General features: G+C 67.3%; 14 protein-coding genes. All 14 read left to right on the top strand.

Annotated features, from left to right (window positions below; translation table 11 throughout):
• Nucleotides 1-2: 2 nt before the first annotated feature.
• From R3E10_03015 to R3E10_02950, 14 genes are read left to right on the top strand one after another with little or no spacing between them, the layout of a single operon-like run.
• Nucleotides 3-1,703, top strand: coding sequence for a CTP synthase (locus tag R3E10_03015; protein MEZ4414697.1), 1,701 nt, complete (start codon nt 3-5; stop codon nt 1,701-1,703).
• 18 nt (nt 1,704-1,721) lie between these two features.
• Nucleotides 1,722-2,519: a 3-deoxy-8-phosphooctulonate synthase gene (kdsA, locus tag R3E10_03010; protein MEZ4414696.1), complete on the top strand. Its 798-nt coding sequence runs from the start codon at nt 1,722-1,724 to the stop codon at nt 2,517-2,519.
• Nucleotides 2,516-3,109 (top strand): HAD family hydrolase, encoded by a 594-nt coding sequence (locus tag R3E10_03005; protein MEZ4414695.1) that lies wholly within the window; start codon nt 2,516-2,518, stop codon nt 3,107-3,109. Before kdsA ends, R3E10_03005 begins: the two co-directional genes overlap by 4 nt.
• The gene (locus R3E10_03000) at nt 3,102-4,133 is read left to right on the top strand and encodes a KpsF/GutQ family sugar-phosphate isomerase (GenBank protein ID MEZ4414694.1); all 1,032 of its coding nucleotides are present in this window, start codon (nt 3,102-3,104) and stop codon (nt 4,131-4,133) included. The genes R3E10_03005 and R3E10_03000 overlap by 8 nt, the downstream gene beginning before the upstream one ends.
• Nucleotides 4,130-4,672 (top strand): LPS export ABC transporter periplasmic protein LptC, encoded by a 543-nt coding sequence (lptC, locus tag R3E10_02995; GenBank protein ID MEZ4414693.1) that lies wholly within the window; start codon nt 4,130-4,132, stop codon nt 4,670-4,672. Before R3E10_03000 ends, lptC begins: the two co-directional genes overlap by 4 nt.
• Nucleotides 4,673-4,692: 20 nt before the next feature.
• Nucleotides 4,693-6,561, top strand: a complete 1,869-nt coding sequence (locus tag R3E10_02990) for a hypothetical protein (GenBank protein ID MEZ4414692.1) — start codon at nt 4,693-4,695, stop codon at nt 6,559-6,561.
• Nucleotides 6,558-7,400 (top strand): LPS export ABC transporter ATP-binding protein, encoded by an 843-nt coding sequence (lptB, locus tag R3E10_02985; GenBank protein ID MEZ4414691.1) that lies wholly within the window; start codon nt 6,558-6,560, stop codon nt 7,398-7,400. The genes R3E10_02990 and lptB overlap by 4 nt, the downstream gene beginning before the upstream one ends.
• 24 nt (nt 7,401-7,424) lie before the next feature.
• Nucleotides 7,425-8,933 carry an RNA polymerase factor sigma-54 gene (rpoN, locus tag R3E10_02980; protein ID MEZ4414690.1) on the top strand — a complete coding sequence of 503 codons (1,509 nt, stop codon included), beginning with the start codon at nt 7,425-7,427 and terminating at the stop codon, nt 8,931-8,933.
• Nucleotides 8,934-8,941: 8 nt separating this feature from the next.
• Nucleotides 8,942-9,886 (top strand): glycosyltransferase family 2 protein, encoded by a 945-nt coding sequence (locus tag R3E10_02975; protein MEZ4414689.1) that lies wholly within the window; start codon nt 8,942-8,944, stop codon nt 9,884-9,886.
• Nucleotides 9,883-11,046 (top strand): UDP-N-acetylglucosamine 2-epimerase (non-hydrolyzing), encoded by a 1,164-nt coding sequence (gene wecB, locus R3E10_02970; protein ID MEZ4414688.1) that lies wholly within the window; start codon nt 9,883-9,885, stop codon nt 11,044-11,046. The genes R3E10_02975 and wecB overlap by 4 nt, the downstream gene beginning before the upstream one ends.
• A complete protein-coding gene (locus R3E10_02965) occupies nt 11,043-12,179 on the top strand; it encodes a glycosyltransferase family 4 protein (protein ID MEZ4414687.1) in 1,137 nt (378 codons plus the stop codon). The genes wecB and R3E10_02965 overlap by 4 nt, the downstream gene beginning before the upstream one ends.
• A gap of 12 nt (nt 12,180-12,191) precedes the next feature.
• Complete coding sequence (locus R3E10_02960) at nt 12,192-14,642, top strand: hypothetical protein (GenBank protein ID MEZ4414686.1); 2,451 nt, start codon at nt 12,192-12,194, stop codon at nt 14,640-14,642.
• Nucleotides 14,635-15,600, top strand: a complete 966-nt coding sequence (locus tag R3E10_02955; protein ID MEZ4414685.1) for a hypothetical protein — start codon at nt 14,635-14,637, stop codon at nt 15,598-15,600. The genes R3E10_02960 and R3E10_02955 overlap by 8 nt, the downstream gene beginning before the upstream one ends.
• On the top strand, nt 15,597-16,325 hold the full coding sequence (locus tag R3E10_02950) for a polyprenol monophosphomannose synthase (protein MEZ4414684.1): 729 nt from the start codon (nt 15,597-15,599) through the stop codon (nt 16,323-16,325). Before R3E10_02955 ends, R3E10_02950 begins: the two co-directional genes overlap by 4 nt.
• Nucleotides 16,326-16,397 lie beyond the last annotated feature (72 nt).

Genomic DNA, 16,397 nt, shown 5'->3' with positions numbered 1-16,397 from the left:
AGATGAGCGACACGAATCGGACGACCAAGTACATCTTCGTCACGGGCGGCGTGGTGTCGTCGCTGGGGAAGGGGATCGCTGCGGCCTCCTTGGGCCTGATCCTGAAGGAGCGGGGCCTCAAGGTCACGCTGCAGAAGTTCGATCCCTACATCAACGTGGATCCGGGCACGCTGTCCCCCTTCCAGCACGGGGAGGTCTTCGTCACCGACGACGGAGCCGAGACGGACCTGGACCTGGGCCACTACGAGCGCTTCCTGGACCAGTCGCTGTCGCAGGCGAACAACATCACGACGGGGCGCATCTACCAGACCGTGATCACCAAGGAGCGCCGCGGTGACTACCTCGGCTCCACGGTACAGGTGATTCCCCACATCACGGACGAGATCAAGCGCGCCGTGCGCCGGCTTTCTGTCGACCACGATGTGGTGATCACCGAGATCGGAGGCACGGTCGGCGACATCGAGTCCTTGCCTTTCCTCGAGGCCATTCGGCAGTTCCGTCAGGATGTCGGTCGGGACAACGTCATCTTCATCCATTTGACGCTGGTCCCCTATATCGCGGCAGCTGGAGAGTTGAAGACCAAGCCGACCCAGCACTCCGTGCGCGAGCTGATGCAGATCGGGATCCAGCCGGACGTTCTGATCTGTCGGACGGAGCATCCGCTGGACGCGGATATCCGCCGGAAGATCGCCCTCTTCACGAACGTCGAGCCGGACGCGGTCATCGAAGCCCAGGATGTGGAGAGCATCTATCAGGTGCCGCTGGAGCTGCGCGAGCAGCGCCTGGACGATGTCGTCTTGCGGCGCTTCGGGCTCGATCTGCCGCCGCCGGACCTGGCTCCCTGGACCTCCATGGTGGAGACGTCGATGCACCCCCACCGCGGAGCCGTCCGAATCGCCGTGGTGGGCAAATACACGTCGCTGGTCGACTCCTACAAGTCCGTGCAACAAGCCTTGCTGCACGGTGGGATCGCCAACGATGTGGGCGTGGAGATCGACTGGCTGTCCAGTGAGGCCTTCGATGAGTCGTCCGCTGCGTCCCGCCTGGCTCCCTACGATGGACTCTTGATTCCAGGGGGCTTCGGGCCGCGTGGCGTGGAGGGCATGGTGGCAGCCATCCGTCACGCGCGCGAGAGCGGTCTGCCGTTCTTCGGAATCTGTCTGGGCCTGCAGTGCGCCGTCATCGAGTTCGCTCGCAACGTCTGTGGCCTGGTGGAATCGCACTCTCTCGAGTTTGCGGAGGACTCGCCCCATCCGGTGATCTGCCTCATGGATTCCCAGCAGAATGTCACGCGCAAAGGCGGCACCATGCGCCTGGGCGCCTACCGGGCAGATCTGGAACCTGGCTCGCTGGCGGCGCGGATCTACGGTCAATCGTCGATCAGCGAACGGCACCGGCATCGCTTCGAGGTCAACAACGACTATCGCGCGCTCCTGGAACAACACGGCCTCAAGGTGAGCGGCGTCTGGCCCGACGGCGGTCTGGTCGAGATCATCGAGCTGCCGCAGCATCCGTGGTTCCTGGCGGGCCAGTTCCATCCGGAGTTGAAGAGCCGACCGATGCGGCCCCATCCGCTGTTCGCGTCCTTCATTGCGGCGGCCGTGCGGCGGCGGGACGGAATCCAGCCGGGCCCCAGGACGGTTGAGGGAACTGTGGAGGAGCCGAAGGGCAGGGGTGCCCCCGTCGACGCCCCGGTCCTCTGAGGCCTGGAAGATCGCTCGATGTTCGATCGCTTCTTCCTCATCGCGGGTCCGTGCGTCCTCGAGGACGACGCCCTGAACCAGACGGTCGGCGAAGCGCTGGCCCGCTTGGCGGCAGACCTGGATCTTCCCGTCATCTTCAAGGCCTCCTTCGACAAGGCCAATCGGTCCAGGCTCCAGGCGGCCCGCGGGCCCGGCCTGGACGCGGGGCTGGAGGCCCTGGCTCGCGTCCGCTCCTCGACCGGCCTACCCCTGCTGACCGACATCCACGCATCGGAGCAGGCCGGCCCCGCCGCCGAGGTGGTGCAGGTGCTGCAGATCCCGGCGTTCTTGTGCCGCCAGACGGACCTCCTGGTCGCGGCCGGGCGCACGGGGGCGGCCGTGAACATCAAGAAGGGCCAGTGGATGGAGCCGGAGGAAATGGCCGGGGCCGTCGACAAGGCGCGGTCCGCCGGCGCGGGTCCTCTCGCGGTGACGGAGCGGGGCACGTTCTTCGGCTACGGGGACCTCGTGGTGGACATGAGGAGCTTTCGTCGGCTGCGGGGCGCCACGGGCGTGCCCGCGGTCTTCGACGGCACCCACTCGGTTCAGCGCCCCGGGCGGGGAGGTGGGCGGAGCGGGGGTGACCCGGAGTTCATCCCGGCACTGGTACAGGCCGCGGTGGCCGCCGGGTGCGACGGTCTGTTCCTGGAGACGCACCCGGACCCGGCCCGAGCGCCGTCGGACGCCACGAACATGTTGCCGCTCGACTCGCTGCGCGCGCTGATCGAGCGGGTGCTGGAACTGCGATCGGTCCTTTCAGGGTCCGGCACCGCGTGACCCCGCCCCTGAGCGGCACGCCGCGCGTGCCGCCTCCGGTCGCGTCCGAGCGCGCGGCTCGCGTCCAGCTGGTGGTCTTCGACGTGGACGGCGTGCTGACGGATGGGGCCATCTATGTCGGCATGGGGCAAGACAATAAGCCTGTTGAGCTAAAGCGGTTTGATATCCTGGATGGCCTCGGCATCACGCTTCTGATCGCTGCGGGGATCGAGGTTGCGCTCGTCTCGGGGCGAGACTCGAATGCCACCCGCTTACGGGCGGCGGAGCTTGGGGTCGCCGAGGTCCACCACGTGGACGGGGCACGCAAGGTGCCTGTGATCGAGGAGCTGCTGCGCCGACGAGGGCTGGAGTGGGAGCACGTCGCCTTTCTGGGCGACGATCTCCCCGACCTTCCTGCTCTGCGACGTGTAGGACTTCCGGCTGCAGTACGCGACGCCTCGCCCGAGGTTCAGGCGCTGGCATTGTGGACGGGTACCCGACCGGGTGGGCGGGGCGCAGCTCGCGAGTTTGCGGAGGCACTTCTGAGGGCCAGGGGGGTCTGGAGCGCCGTCGTGGAAGAGTACTGTGGAGACCGGGACGGAGATGCTTGAGACGAGGACACCGGCACAGCCGCGTGGCCACGGGACTGGGACGCTGAGCTCCGAGGACGGAGGGCCCCGTGGGCAGGCGCTGGCCACCGGCCGGCGCGTGTTGGCGCTGGAGGGCCAGGCCGTCCTGTCGCTCGCCGAGCGGATCGGTCCGTCGTTCGCGGACGCGGTCGAGTGCCTCGAGCGCGAGTCGGGGCGGATCGTGGTTTCCGGGATCGGCAAGAGCGGCATCGTCGCGCGCAAGATCGCTGCGACGCTGACGTCCACCGGGACCCCCGCGGTGTTTCTGCACCCGGTCGAGGGGCTGCATGGGGACCTCGGGATCGTCGGTCATCAGGACGTGGCCCTGTTGGTATCCAAGAGCGGGGAGACCGAAGAGCTGTACCCGCTGCTCAGTTTCCTCTCGCGGGCCGGTGTACCCGTGGTGGCCCTGACCGCCCCCGATTCAGGCCTGGCTCGGCACGCGGCAGTCTGGCTCGACTGCAGCGTATCCGAAGAGGCCTGCCCCATGGATCTGGCGCCGACGGCCTCGACCACAGCGGCACTGGCCATGGGAGACGCATTGGCCATGGCGCTGCTGGAGCGGAAAGGGTTCCGGGCGGAGGACTTCGCCCGGCTCCACCCCGGGGGCGCGTTGGGCCGACGGCTGACCGTGCGCGTCGAGGACGTCATGGTGGCGGAGGGCTATCCTGCCCTCCCTGAGGGTTGTGTGATGAAGGACTGCATCGTGCCCCTGGCGGAGCAGCGGGGCACGGTTCCGATCGTGGATGAGGAGCGCCGGGTGGTGGGAGTGATCACCGCGGGCGACCTCACGCGCCTGATGGAGCACCAAGCGGAGTTCCTGCAGGTCCCGGTCGCGGATGTCATGACCCGGTCACCCAAGGTGGGCCGCGTGGGAGATCTGGGCTCCGTGGCCGCGCGTCTCATGCAGGCCCACGGCGTCATGGCGCTGCCGGTCGTGGACGAACGAGGCACCTTGCACGGTGTCGTCCATCTGCACGACCTCATGCGCGCGGGGGTGCTATGAGCAGGTGGAGAAGGGTTCTGCTGGCGACCACGATCTTGTCGGCGGCCTGTGAGCAGGCGACGACCACGAACGTGGTACCACCCGAGCTCGTGAACCTGCAGGCGGACAACCTGGTCCTGGGGATGGAGCACGAGATCACGCAGAACGGCGTCCGTTACGCGACCTTGCACGCCGACACGGCGTACTACTTCAAGGACGACGGCAAGTACGAGCTGTTGAGCGTGAGCCTCCAGGTCTTCACGACCACCGGGGTCGAGCGGGCTACCATGACGTCGGAGTGGGGCGAGTTGACCGAAGCCACGGAAGCGATGGTGGCGCGCCGCAATGTGGTGTTGCTCCTCCCGGATCGGGACGGTCGCTTGGAGACCTCGGAGCTGAACTACGACCCGATGAACGAGAAGTTCTGGAGCGATTCGGCGACCGTGTTCACCGAGGCGGGGAGGGTCACGCGCGGCACTGGCTTCGAGGCCGATCTGAACTTCACCAACATCCGGGTCCGCGGCGCGAGCATCCGCGGCCGTGGTGTCGTCCGGTTCTGACCCCGCACGGGTGAGCCGGCATGCCCTCCAGCGTCCGCCACCTCGCCCGCTTCGTCGGCCTTTTCCTCGGCCTGGGGCTGGTGAGGCCGGCCCCGGCGGCAGGACAGAACGGGTGTGAGATCGTCTCCTCCGACTACTGGCAGGCGCTTCGCCAGGGGACACCCACCGAGACCCACATCTTCAGGCGGGTCTCCGTGGCCTGTGAGGACGGACTGAGGATCTACGCCGATTCGGCGGTGATCCTGCCGCCTCAAAACCTCTCGCGCCTGTTCGGACGCGTACGCTTCGACGAGGGCGTACGGCTGCTGACGGCGGACCGCGCGGACTACTACTCCGCGGATGAGCGCCTACTCGCGTGGGGCTCTGTGGTCCTGGCCGACGCCGGGCAGGGCTCGCGCATGGAGGGGGCCGAGATGGTCTACCTCCGACAGACGAGTGCGCGACCCCGACAACGGATCACCATGACGGGGACCAATGTGCGGGCGACGTTGTATCCGCGGCAGGCGTCCCGGCGCACGGCGGAGGCAGCACCACCGTCCCCACCGCCCCCCGATTCGGCCGGTGCCGAGGCCGTATCGACGATCCGGGTGCCCGCGGGACCGGGCCCCGAGGTCCCACGGGCCTTCCGCTTCCATTGGTTGTGGGAGCAGGTGATCGCGCTCCTGGCCGACGTGCTTCCCCGCAGGGTTCCCGAGTCCGTCATGGCGGCCGTGCCCGACAGCGCCGCAGTCCCGGCCGCAGTGCCGACGCCCACGGAGGCCCCGGAGCCGTCGGTCCAACCGACCACCGCTCCTCCCGACACGACCCGACCGCCGTATCATGTCACGGCGCATCGCCGGATCGTGATCGACGGGGAGAGCGCCTTCGAAGCGGAAGGGCAGGTAGAGATCGAGCGAGAGGGCCTGCATGCGTTCGGGGAGCGCCTTCGCTACGACGACGAGTGGGGGCAACTCCACCTTCTCGGCGCGGCTCGCTCCGAGGGTGAGGGCTATCAGCTGACGGCCGATGCGATCGCCCTCATGCTGGTGGAGCAGGAGGTGGAGGAGGTCATTGCCCGAGACCGGGCCCAGCTCTCGACCGACGACATCGACCTGAACGCCCCCCGGATCCGCGTGTTCGTGGAGGACTCGACGGTCAACCGACTGGCAGCGGGCCTGTTGGGCGCCAACGATACCGTACCGGTGATCGGGTCCGGTGGCGGCCAGGGAGCCGTCTCCTGGGTCCAGCTCACGCCGACGCCTGGGGATTCCACCCGGCCGGTAGCGGTGGCGGAGGAGTTCCGTTTGGAGGCGGACTCCCTGGATGTGCTGACGCCGGGGGAGCAGTTGGACCGAGTCACGGCCATCGGGCGGGCCCGGGGCGACTCCTTCACCCGGGATTCGCTGAACACGGCCGAGACGCCCGCATTGATCCGCAACGACTGGCTCGAGGGCGATACCATCATCGCCACGTTCGTCAAGGACTCGACCGCGGTCGCCGAAGGCGATACGCTCCAGACGGCAGAGGGCGGAGGCTACACCCTCGAGCGGCTGGATGCTCGTGGGGCCGCCCGCAGCTTGTATCGCATGGAGCCCTCCGACTCCACCCGGGTCGGGGAAGCGAGGCTCGCGTTGCACTACGTGGTGGGCAACGCCATCACCATCGTGATGGTGGACGGGGACGTCGACCACATGGAAGTTCAGGGGCAGACGAAAGGGATCCACCTGGAGCCGTTGGCTCCGGTGCCGGACTCCCTCGCCGATTCCACGGCCGTGCGGCCGGATACGGCGAGAGTGGGTCAGGAGCAGCCTCCGGGGCCACCGCGGCCCGGTGCTCCCGACCGGGAGTCCGGAGCACCGTGGGCGGGCCAGGGCTCCCGCCGAGAACCGAGAGCGAGGAACACGCGATGAGCGAGGGGTTCGACAGCGACTGGAGTCCTCCATCCGGAGGGGACCAGCCGAGTCCGGACACCTCGGCCATTGCGACGGTCAAGGATACCGGCAGCCGTCTGTGGGCCGAAGGCCTGACCAAGGTCTACCGGAAGCGCCGCGTGGTGGACGGCGTCGCCATCGAGGTGGGGCAGGGCGAAATCGTGGGCCTGCTGGGTCCCAACGGCGCCGGCAAGACGACCACCTTCTACATGATCGTGGGTCTGATCCCCCCGGACGAAGGCCGCGTCCACCTCGATGACGAGGACCTCACCGACGTCCCCATGTACAAACGGGCCCGCAAGGGCGTCGGGTACCTCGCCCAGGAGCCTTCGGTCTTCCGGAAGCTGACGGTCGAGGAGAACGTCCTGGCCATCCTGGAGACGCTCCGGCTGCCCAAGGCCGAGCAGAAGGCCCGCCTCGAGGAGCTTCTGGCCGAGCTCTCTTTGTCCCACCTGCGTGACTCCAAGGCCTATTCGTTGTCTGGGGGGGAGCGACGGCGGCTGGAGATCACCCGGGCGCTGGTGCAGAGGCCCAAGTTCATGCTCCTGGACGAGCCCTTCGCAGGGATCGACCCGATCGCCGTCAACGACATCCAGACGATCGTGCGGGAGCTCAAGACCCGGCATATCGGGGTCATCATCTCGGACCACAACGTTGAGCAGACCCTTGAGATCGTGGACCGGGCATACATCATGTATGAGGGACGCATCCGCGTGTCCGGATCCGTCTCGGAGCTCGTCTGGAACGACGAGGTCGCAGAGATCTACCTCGGTCCGACGCTGACGGCGCGCATGCGGCAGCGCTACTCCAAGCCCTAGGAAAGGAGCCCGACGGGGCAGGCCATGGCCTTCAATACGAAGCTGTACCAGAGCGCGCAGCTGAAGCAGGAGATGAAGATCAACCCTCGCCTGTACCAGGCGATGGAGTTGCTCTACATGCCCCTGCTCGACCTGCAGCAGCACTTGAAGGAGGAGATGGCTGAGAATCCCTTCCTGGAGATGCAGGAGGCCGACGTCGAAGAAGACGTGGAGGTCAATGAGGAAGGGAAGGAGGAGAAGGACGAGGACGAGATGGACTGGGAGGAGATCCTCCTGGACGGGTTCGACGTGGGTGGCCGCCGCCAGCAGTACGAGCAGCGCGAGTTCTTCCAGCCCACGCCCGTCGCTTCCCAGGATCTACAGGACCACCTTTTCGAACAGCTGCGACACTCCGATCTCTCTGAGCGGGATATGCGCATGGGAGAGGAGATCATCGGCAACATCGATGACGACGGCTCCCTGTCCTGCGCTTTGGACCAGGTGGTGATCGGCGTCAACGATTGGTTGGACGAAGCTCGCGCCGTTTCGCGCGATCGCATCGCGGGACTGGCGGACGAGGACGAGACCGAATACCGCAACGAACTCGCCTTGCTGGACGAGATCTTCAATCCGTACACCATCGAGGATGCCGAGCGGGTGCTGAAGACCATCCAGGCCTTCGACCCGCCCGGGGTCGCTGCGCGCGATCTGCGAGAATCCATCATGATCCAGCTCCGACAATTGGGTCTGGGAGACACGCTGGCCGCTCGCATCGTGGAGACTCAGTTCGACGACCTGCTGAACCACCGCTGGTCGGATATCGCCAAGGCGATGTCGATCTCGCCACGAGAGGTGCAGGATGCCGCGGATGAGATCTCCAAGCTGGATCCCAAGCCGGGCCTCAAGTACTCGGCAGCCCCCGATCACTATGTCATTCCAGATCTCATCGTCGAAGAGATCGACGGCGAGTACATGGTGTTCGTGAATGATACCAACCTCCCACGACTGCGGATTTCGCAAGCGTACAGGGAGGTCGCGCGGGACAAGAACCAGTTCAAGGGGGAGAACAAGGAGTTCATCTCCTCGAAGCTCAATTCTGCGAACTGGATGATCCAGGCGATCGAGCAGCGGCGTCAGACGATGCTCAAGGTCATGAACTACATTGTCGATCGCCAGCGGGCGTTCTTCGACAAGGGCGTGCAGCACCTCAAGCCGCTGACTCTGCGTGAGGTCGCCGAGCACATCGATATGCACGAATCCACGGTGTCGCGCGTCACCAACGAGAAGTTCGTGCAGACGCCGCGCGGGGTCTACTCGCTCAAATTCTTCTTCTCCAGCGGGCTGTCGACGGCAACGGGAGAGGACATCTCTGCCCGGGGCGTGAAGGCCAAGATCAAGAAGCTGGTGGACGAGGAGGATCCGAAGAAGCCGCTCACCGACCAGACCATCGTCAATCTCCTCAAGTCGGACGGAGTGAAGATCGCGCGGCGCACCGTGGCCAAGTACCGCGACCAGCTCGGGATCCTCCCCGCGCGGATGCGGAAGCGAGTCTGAGCGGGCACGTGCGCCGGCACGACTTCGCGGTGGTGGTGCCTGCCTTCAATGAGGCGCCCGTCATCCCCGACCTGATCCGCGAGCTCAAGGCGGCGTTCGCCGCCCACGACCTGGATGGCGAGGTGCTCCTGGTCGATGACGGCTCCACGGACGGCACGGCCGAGCTGGCGGAGCGGGAGGCCTCGGACTGGCCCAACCTGCGCGTGCTGCGCCACCGGACCAATCGCGGCAAGACCGAGGCGATGGTCACCGCCGCGGAGAACACCGACCGGTCGGTGCTCGTCCTGTTCGATGCCGACCTCCAGCACAGTCCCGAGGAGATCCCGCGGTTCCTCGATAAGCTCGACGAGGGGTGGGATATCGTGACGGGCCGGAAGATCGGTGCCTACGACAAGCGCGCCGTGTCCTCCGTGTACAACCGGCTCAGTCGCTGGATCTTCCAGGTGCCCGTCTCGGACCTCAACTCGATGAAGGCGTTCCGGCGCGAGATCCTCACGGAGATCCCGCTTCGTCACGACTGGCACCGATTCTTCGTGGTCATGGCCTATGCGCGAGGCTACTCGGTGACGGAGATCGACGTCACACTTCACCCGCGCCGGGCCGGCGAGTCGAAGTACCGGGGCCCCCTACGGGTGGTGGTGGGGCTACTGGATCTGGTTTCCGTCTGGTTCCTGCTGCTCTTCTCGCGCAAGCCGCTGATCCTCTTCGGCGCCAGTGGGCTCGTCCTCATCGCGCTCGGGATCGTGGTGGCGGCGGTGGCGTTCTACTGGAGGTTCGTGGTGGGGCAGGGCTTCCGGCCGCTGCTCTACCTGGTCATCCTGTTGGAGACGGTCGGATTCCTGCTGCTGGGCTTCGGGCTGGTCTCGGAGATGATCGCCCAGGTGTCCACCGAGATGGAGCGCCTCAAGCGGGACGTGGAACGCCTACGGGCTCCGCGAGGCGAAGGCGGGTGAGCGTCCAGGACGGACGTCCTCGCGTCCTGACCGTGGTCGGCACGCGGCCGGAGGCCATCAAGATGGCCCCGGTGATCCAGGCGCTGGAGGCCCGGGGCAGCGAAGTGGAGACCGTGGTGGCGCTCACCGGGCAACACACCACCATGGTGGATCAGGTCCTGGAGGTATTCGGGTACGCACCACAGTTCGACCTCGAATTGATGCGGCAGGACCAGACGCTCTACGACGTCGCGACAGGATGCCTCGATGGACTGCGCAGGGTGGTGCAGGAGGTTCGCCCCCATGCATTGGTCGTGCAGGGCGACACCGCGACCGTGTTCTTCGGTGCCCTCGTTTCGTTCTTCGAGCGCGTTCGTGTCGGCCACGTGGAAGCCGGGTTACGGAGCCACGACAAGTGGGCCCCCTATCCGGAAGAGATCTTCCGGCGCCTGACCGACGTGGTCACCGACTTCTATTTCGCGCCCACGGCGGGTGCACAAAACAACCTGCTGGCGGAAGACGTGGCGCCGGAGCAGGTGCACGTGACCGGCAACACGGTTGTCGATGCGCTCCAGCACGTGGCCGCCTCGGACCGCAAAGCCCGCCATCCCGACGTACAGCGCTTGCTGGCGGCCGGCCGGCCACTGGTGCTGCTGACCGCCCATCGCCGCGAGTCGTTCGGAGCGCCCTTGGAAGGTGTCTTTCGGGTGCTGCGGCAGTTGGCGGATCAGCACACGGGGGTCGAGTTCTTGTACCCGGTCCACCCCAACCCCAACGTACAAGAGCCGGCGCGTAGGCTGCTGTCGGACCACCCTCGCATCCACCTCACGGATCCGCTGGACTATGTGGATCTCGTCCGCGTGCTGGAGAGGGCGACGCTGGTGCTCACCGATTCCGGGGGCATCCAGGAAGAGGCTCCCACGTTCGGCACGCCCGTGCTGGTGCTGCGCGAGGTGACGGAGCGGCCCGAAGGCCTGGCCGCGGGCGCGGCGGTTCTGGTGGGGACCGACCCGGCCCGGATCCGCCGGGAGGTCTCCCGAGTGATCGATGGGGGCCCGGGCCACCGGCGCACCTCCAGCAACCCGTATGGCGACGGCCGAGCCGGTGAGCGCATCGCCGACATCATTGTCTCCTCGTTGACGGGGAGCGCCCGGCGTACCGGAGATTGGCTGGGCCCATGAACATCGTCATGCACTGCGTCTACTTCCCCCCGGAAGTCGGCGGCCTGGAGAGCCACGTCTACTACCTCGGTCGGGCGCTGGTGCGAGCTGGGCACTCGGTGGCGGTCGTGACCTCGCGCTCGTTGCCGGAAGCTCCGGCCTACGAGGTCATGGAGGGCATCGAGGTCTATCGCACCTGGTTCCCAGCCCGCAATCCCGTCGGGTGGATGGTGCACGCCGCGGGCTCGGTGCCCGTGACACGCCGACTCGCCTACCGCGCGGACATCATCCACGCCCAGGCGTTCCAGTCCGTACCGCCCTGCGCACTGGCGCGACGGGGCAGGAAGGTGCCGCTGGTGGCGACATTGCACACCTCGCACTTCTTGATGCGCGCCCAGAAGCCTGCCTGGAAGCCTGTCCTCAAACGCATCGTCACCGCGCCCGACCATGTGTTCGCGGCCAGCGGCGAGATCGCGGCGGTCGCCGAGTCGCTGGCGCCGGGAGTGCGCGTGGAGCCCCTTACCAACGGTGTGGAGACCGACCTGTTCCGTCCGGTGAAGGCTGCGTTTCCGCCGGGTAGCCGCAGACGGATCGTGGTGCCACGCAGGCTCTTTCCCAAGAACGGTGTGGAGTACTTCATCCGGGCTCTGCCCACAATCGTGGCCGGTGCGGACGTGGAGGCCCTGCTGGTCGGCGACGGGCCCGAGCGCGAACGGCTCGAGCAGCTGGCACAGGAGTTGGGTGTGGCGGATCGGGTACGCTTCCTGGGTCGACAGCCCAACGAAGAGATGCCGTCCCTGCTGTGCTCGGCCGAGCTCGCCGTCTTCCCCTCCTTGATGGAGGCGACCTCCGTGGCGGCGTTGGAAAGCATGGCCTGTGAGCGTCCCGTCGCGGCGTCCCGCGTCGGCGGGTTGCCCGAGATCGTGGATGACGAGGTGGGCGGGTTGTTCGCGCCGGCCGACCCCGAGGATCTGGCGCGGGTGGTCCTGGGCCTGCTCCGTCGTCCGGACCTGCGCGAGCTGGGGGCGAGGGGACGACAGCGCGTGGAATCGCATTGGAGCAACCGACGGTTGGCAGAGCGCCATCTGGACGTGTACCAGGACTTGTTGCGCCGTGCGCGAGGTCACGAGTGGAGCAAAGCGCATCCCCACTGAGGCGTTCGAGCGATGACGCGTAGACACCCGCGACGCGAGGCGGGCACGCCCGCGCCCACGCCCGACGATAAGCGGTGGCCCCGTTGGCTGCCCGCGGTCGTGTACGCGCTCGTCACCTTGGTCCTGTTCCGGAAGTTCGTGTTCTCGTCCGACATGTTGTTGGGCACGGATACGCTCTCGCTGGGCTACGCGGCCCGAAAGTTCTTCGCCGAGGCGTTGCGCTCGGGCACCTTTCCGCTGTGGAATCCCCTGATCCTCGGGGGAACGCCCTTCCTGGATTCGTTGGCGGGCGGTGATTCACTGTATCCGACGTCCCTGCTGTTGCTGGTGATGGAGCCGTACCGGGCTCTGGGCTGGAAGCTGGTGCTGCACGTGTTCCTGGCCGGGGTCTTCATGTACGGCTGGGTGCGCGCTCTGGGCGGGGGGCCAGCCGGTTCTTTCGTGGCGGGTCTGGCCTACCTGATGGCGCCCTTCATGGTGTCGCTCGTCTACCCGGGGCACGATGGCAAGATCTTCGTGACGGCCCTCACGCCGCTCGCATTCTGGACCACGGAGCGCATGCTCGCCGGTGGGGGCGCTCGCTGGATGGCTGCGCAGGCGGCCACGGTCGGGCTGGTCTTGCTCACGACCCACTTCCAGATGGCGTATTTCCTGTTCGGGGCGCTCGGCCTCTACGCGGTGGCCCGCACCGTGGTGCGACTCCGGTCCGAAGCGAGTGAGCGCTCTCGGGCCGCCCTTCGCTTCGGGGGGTTCCTGGGGGCAGCGCTCTTGGGGGCGGGGATCGCCGCCATTCAACTGCTACCGGCCGTGCGCTACGTGAACGATTTCTCCCGTCGGACCGCCACCACCAGCGAGGTGGCCTCGGAGGAGACGCGCCTCAATTACTCGAGTAGCTACTCGTTGCATCCCGAGGAGGTGATGGGCTTCCTGGCGCCGGAGTTCGTCGGGAACGGCATCGGCGATGGCGCGCCGTGGGCGGCGGGCACCTACTGGGGGCGCAACGACATCAAGCTCGGGCACCTCTACTTCGGCGTCGTGGTGCTGCTGTTGGCGGGCATCGGACTGCTGGGTCGGCGGCGCGACGCGCGGGCCTGGACCCTGGCAGGGCTCGGGGTCCTGGCCGTGCTCTACGGTCTGGGGCGGCACACACCGGTGTGGCGGCTCTTCTACGAAGTGGTCCCCGGCGTCTCGCTGTTCCGGGCCCCGGACATGGTGGCCTTCCTCACGGGGTTCGCAGCCGTCACGCTGGGTGGCCTGGGCGTGGATGCGCTCCTCGACCGCTCCAACATGCGCTGGACCGGTGCCTTGCGCTGGGCCTGGGGTCTCACGGCGGTCCTCGGCCTGCTCACTGTGTTGGCAGCGGCCGGGATCCTGGAGTCGTTGTGGTTGTCGGTGGTCTATCCGCAGGCGGGTGAACGCGCGCGCGCCGCGCTTGCCGTGCTCCACCCCCATCTGGTGCGTGGCTTCGGGATCTCGTTCTTCCTCAGTGCCGGCACGGCCGGTGCCGTGCACTTCTGGAGGTCGGGAAGCTTGCCCGTGGCCGGCCTGGTGGGAGGCCTGGCGGTGCTTCTGGGGCTGGACGCGTTCCGGGCCGACGATCCCTTCATCCAGACCTTCGACGTCCGCCGCTGGGAGGCTCCCGACGCGAACATGCGCTACCTGGAGGCTTTGCCGGACGCAGAGCCCTCCCGGCTCTTGTCTCTCATGACCCAGGATGCACAGGACGTCAAACCCGCGTTGTACGGCGTGGAGCTGGTGGCGGGCCACCACCCCAACGATCTGGCCCGCTACCGCGAGCTGATCGGCATGCAAGGAAGTGGGCCCCCGGAGAACCTCCTGGCCAACCCGCGCCTCACCGCCTTGCTGAACGTGGGGTACCTCCTGTGGCCGGAGGCCGCGTATGGGCAGCCTCCGGCCCAGGGAATGAGCCCGGTGGCGGCGCAGCAGCTCGGGGACGGCCGCATCTACACGGGCCTCTACCCCTGGAACGGGCTGCCCCGCGCTCGGCTGGTGGGTGACGTCGTGGTGCGCGGCGACGCAGAGGCGGTTCCCTACATGTTGTCCCCCGAGTTCGATCCCGCGACCCAGGTCGTGTTGGCCGAGGCGCCGGAGCCAGCGTTGCCGCCTGGCCCAGTGAGTGGCGACGTACGTTGGGTGGAGCGCGGCCTGAACCGCATGCGGCTGGCGGTACGCTCCGATCGCGAGGCCCTGCTCGTCGTCGCCGACAACTGGTATCCCGCGTGGCGGGCCCGTGTCGACGGAGCCGAGACCCCGGTGCTCCGCGCGTACCACACGCTGCGCGCGGTGCGGGTGCCGGCGGGCCAGAGCGAGGTGGAGATGTACTATTCCGCCGCGACGCTCCGCGCGCCTCTGTTCCTGACCACACTCTCCCTGCTGGGCGTGCTCGTGCTGCTCGCCGTTCCGCTGCTCGCCGGGCGCAAGCCGACGTCAACGCGTGACTGACGCCGGAGGAAATGCTGCGGCGCAACGCCCCGGCCGCCTGTGGCGGCGAGTGGGGCAGTGGACCGCCACCGTGCTGGTCACCTGGTTCATCCTCGATCGTCTCGGGGTGTCCGTATCCGAGGTGCGCTCGCTGGAAGCCCGTTGGTGGAGCCCGGACCTCGTCGGTCTGGGAGGTGCCTCTTTGCTGCTGGTGGCCTGCTACGCCCTTTCCGGGGCCCTTTGGGTGGGGATGACGCGTGAGCTCGGCGGCGGCTCGTTGGGCGTGGGCGCGGGGGTGGGTGTCTACCTCATCGCGAACCTGGGTCGCTACGTTCCCGGCAAGGTCTGGCAGATCCTGGGGCTGGCCTACCTGGCTGGCCGGCGCGGCGTCCCGTCTTCGGTGGCGACTTCGGCAGCGGTGCTCGGGCAGGCGCTGAGTCTGGCCGGTGCGGCCCTGGTGGGGAGCTTCGCGCTGTTCAGCCTCGACGGTGCGGAACGTCGCTTGGCGCCCTGGGTGCTGGGGATTGTCGTCGCCGGCATCGTGCTCACTCTGTCGAGGGGCTTCATGCAACGTGCCCTGGGGCTATGGACCCGAGTGCTGAAGGCCAGCGAGGTGCCGCGCGTGCCCGGTGTGACGTTCGGGCTGCGGTGGTCGCTCGCCTACGCGCTCAACTGGCTGGGCTACGGTCTGGCCTTCGTGCTGTTCGTAGCGGCGTTCGGGGTGTCGGCTCCGGCGGGGGCCGTGGCGTCCGCCTTCGTGGCGGCCTACGTGCTCGGCTATCTCGCGCTCTTCGCACCCGCAGGGATCGGTGTTCGCGAGGGGTTTCTGGTCGCCTTCCTCACCGGATCGCTCGGCGGCGGTGCCGTGGCGGTCGCGGCGCTGTCGCGTCTTTGGCTCACGGCCGTTGAGGTGGTGGCGGCCCTGGCCTTTGGTGGACGGGAGTTGAAACGGAACGCTCGGACGGGGGCGCGCGCATGAGCCGCGAGGAGCGCTTTCTGGTGGTCATCCCGACCTACAACGAGCGGAGGAACATCGGACAGATCGTCCCCTTGGTGGCGGGACAGGACCCGCGGATCCACGTCCTGATCGTCGATGACAATTCGCCGGACGGCACCGGGATCGAGGCGGACCGGCTCGCCAGGGACAACCCGCGGGTCCACGTGCTCCATCGTGAGGGGAAGGGTGGGCTGGGTCAGGCCTACATCGCGGGGTTCAAGTGGGGGCTCGAGCGCGACTATCAGCTCTTCTTCGAAATGGACGCAGACCTCTCCCATCCGGCGGACCAGCTGACCGCCTTCATCGCGAAGGCGGCGGAATGCCCGGTGGTGGTGGGCTCCCGCTACGTGGGTGGCCGGGTGGCCGTGGTGAATTGGCCCCTCAGTCGGCTCATGTTGAGTCTCTTCGGAAGCTTCTATGCACGTGTCATCACACGACTTCCGCTGTCTGACGCCACGGGCGGCTTCAACTGCTTTCGGCGGGAGGTCCTGGAGGCTGTGAACCTCGACCGCATCCAGTCGACCGGCTACACCTTCCAGATCGAGTTGAAGCTGAGAGCCTGGCGGAAGGGGTTTCAGATCTGTGAGATTCCCGTGATCTTCACGGAACGGGCCGAGGGCGAATCGAAGATGTCGAAGCGGATCGTCCGTGAAGCCGTGTGGAGGGTCTGGAAACTCCGGATGTTGGATCTGTTCGGCAGGCTTTGACGGGCTGGGCCGGGTTGCCGGCCGGAGGCTCGGGAGATCGCTTCCTTTGGCGCTGCACCATCTGCTCTACCG

Source organism: Gemmatimonadota bacterium (assembly GCA_041390105.1).
Lineage (GTDB): Bacteria > Gemmatimonadota > Gemmatimonadetes > Longimicrobiales > Gaopeijiaceae > JAGQIF01.
This window is presented reverse-complemented; position numbering and strand designations above follow the sequence as displayed.

Excerpts from the sequence above, each read along its gene's own strand:
- R3E10_03015 (MEZ4414697.1), top strand. The coding sequence starts at position 3 with ATGAGCGACACGAATCGGACGACCAAGTACATCTTCGTCACGGGCGGC.
- R3E10_02960 (MEZ4414686.1), top strand. The coding sequence starts at position 12,192 with ATGACGCGTAGACACCCGCGACGCGAGGCGGGCACGCCCGCGCCCACG.
- R3E10_02950 (MEZ4414684.1), top strand. The coding sequence starts at position 15,597 with ATGAGCCGCGAGGAGCGCTTTCTGGTGGTCATCCCGACCTACAACGAG.
- lptB (MEZ4414691.1), top strand. The coding sequence starts at position 6,558 with ATGAGCGAGGGGTTCGACAGCGACTGGAGTCCTCCATCCGGAGGGGAC.
- R3E10_02990 (MEZ4414692.1), top strand. The coding sequence starts at position 4,693 with ATGCCCTCCAGCGTCCGCCACCTCGCCCGCTTCGTCGGCCTTTTCCTC.
- R3E10_03000 (MEZ4414694.1), top strand. The coding sequence starts at position 3,102 with ATGCTTGAGACGAGGACACCGGCACAGCCGCGTGGCCACGGGACTGGG.
- lptC (MEZ4414693.1), top strand. The coding sequence starts at position 4,130 with ATGAGCAGGTGGAGAAGGGTTCTGCTGGCGACCACGATCTTGTCGGCG.
- rpoN (MEZ4414690.1), top strand. The coding sequence starts at position 7,425 with ATGGCCTTCAATACGAAGCTGTACCAGAGCGCGCAGCTGAAGCAGGAG.
- R3E10_02965 (MEZ4414687.1), top strand. The coding sequence starts at position 11,043 with ATGAACATCGTCATGCACTGCGTCTACTTCCCCCCGGAAGTCGGCGGC.
- kdsA (MEZ4414696.1), top strand. The coding sequence starts at position 1,722 with ATGTTCGATCGCTTCTTCCTCATCGCGGGTCCGTGCGTCCTCGAGGAC.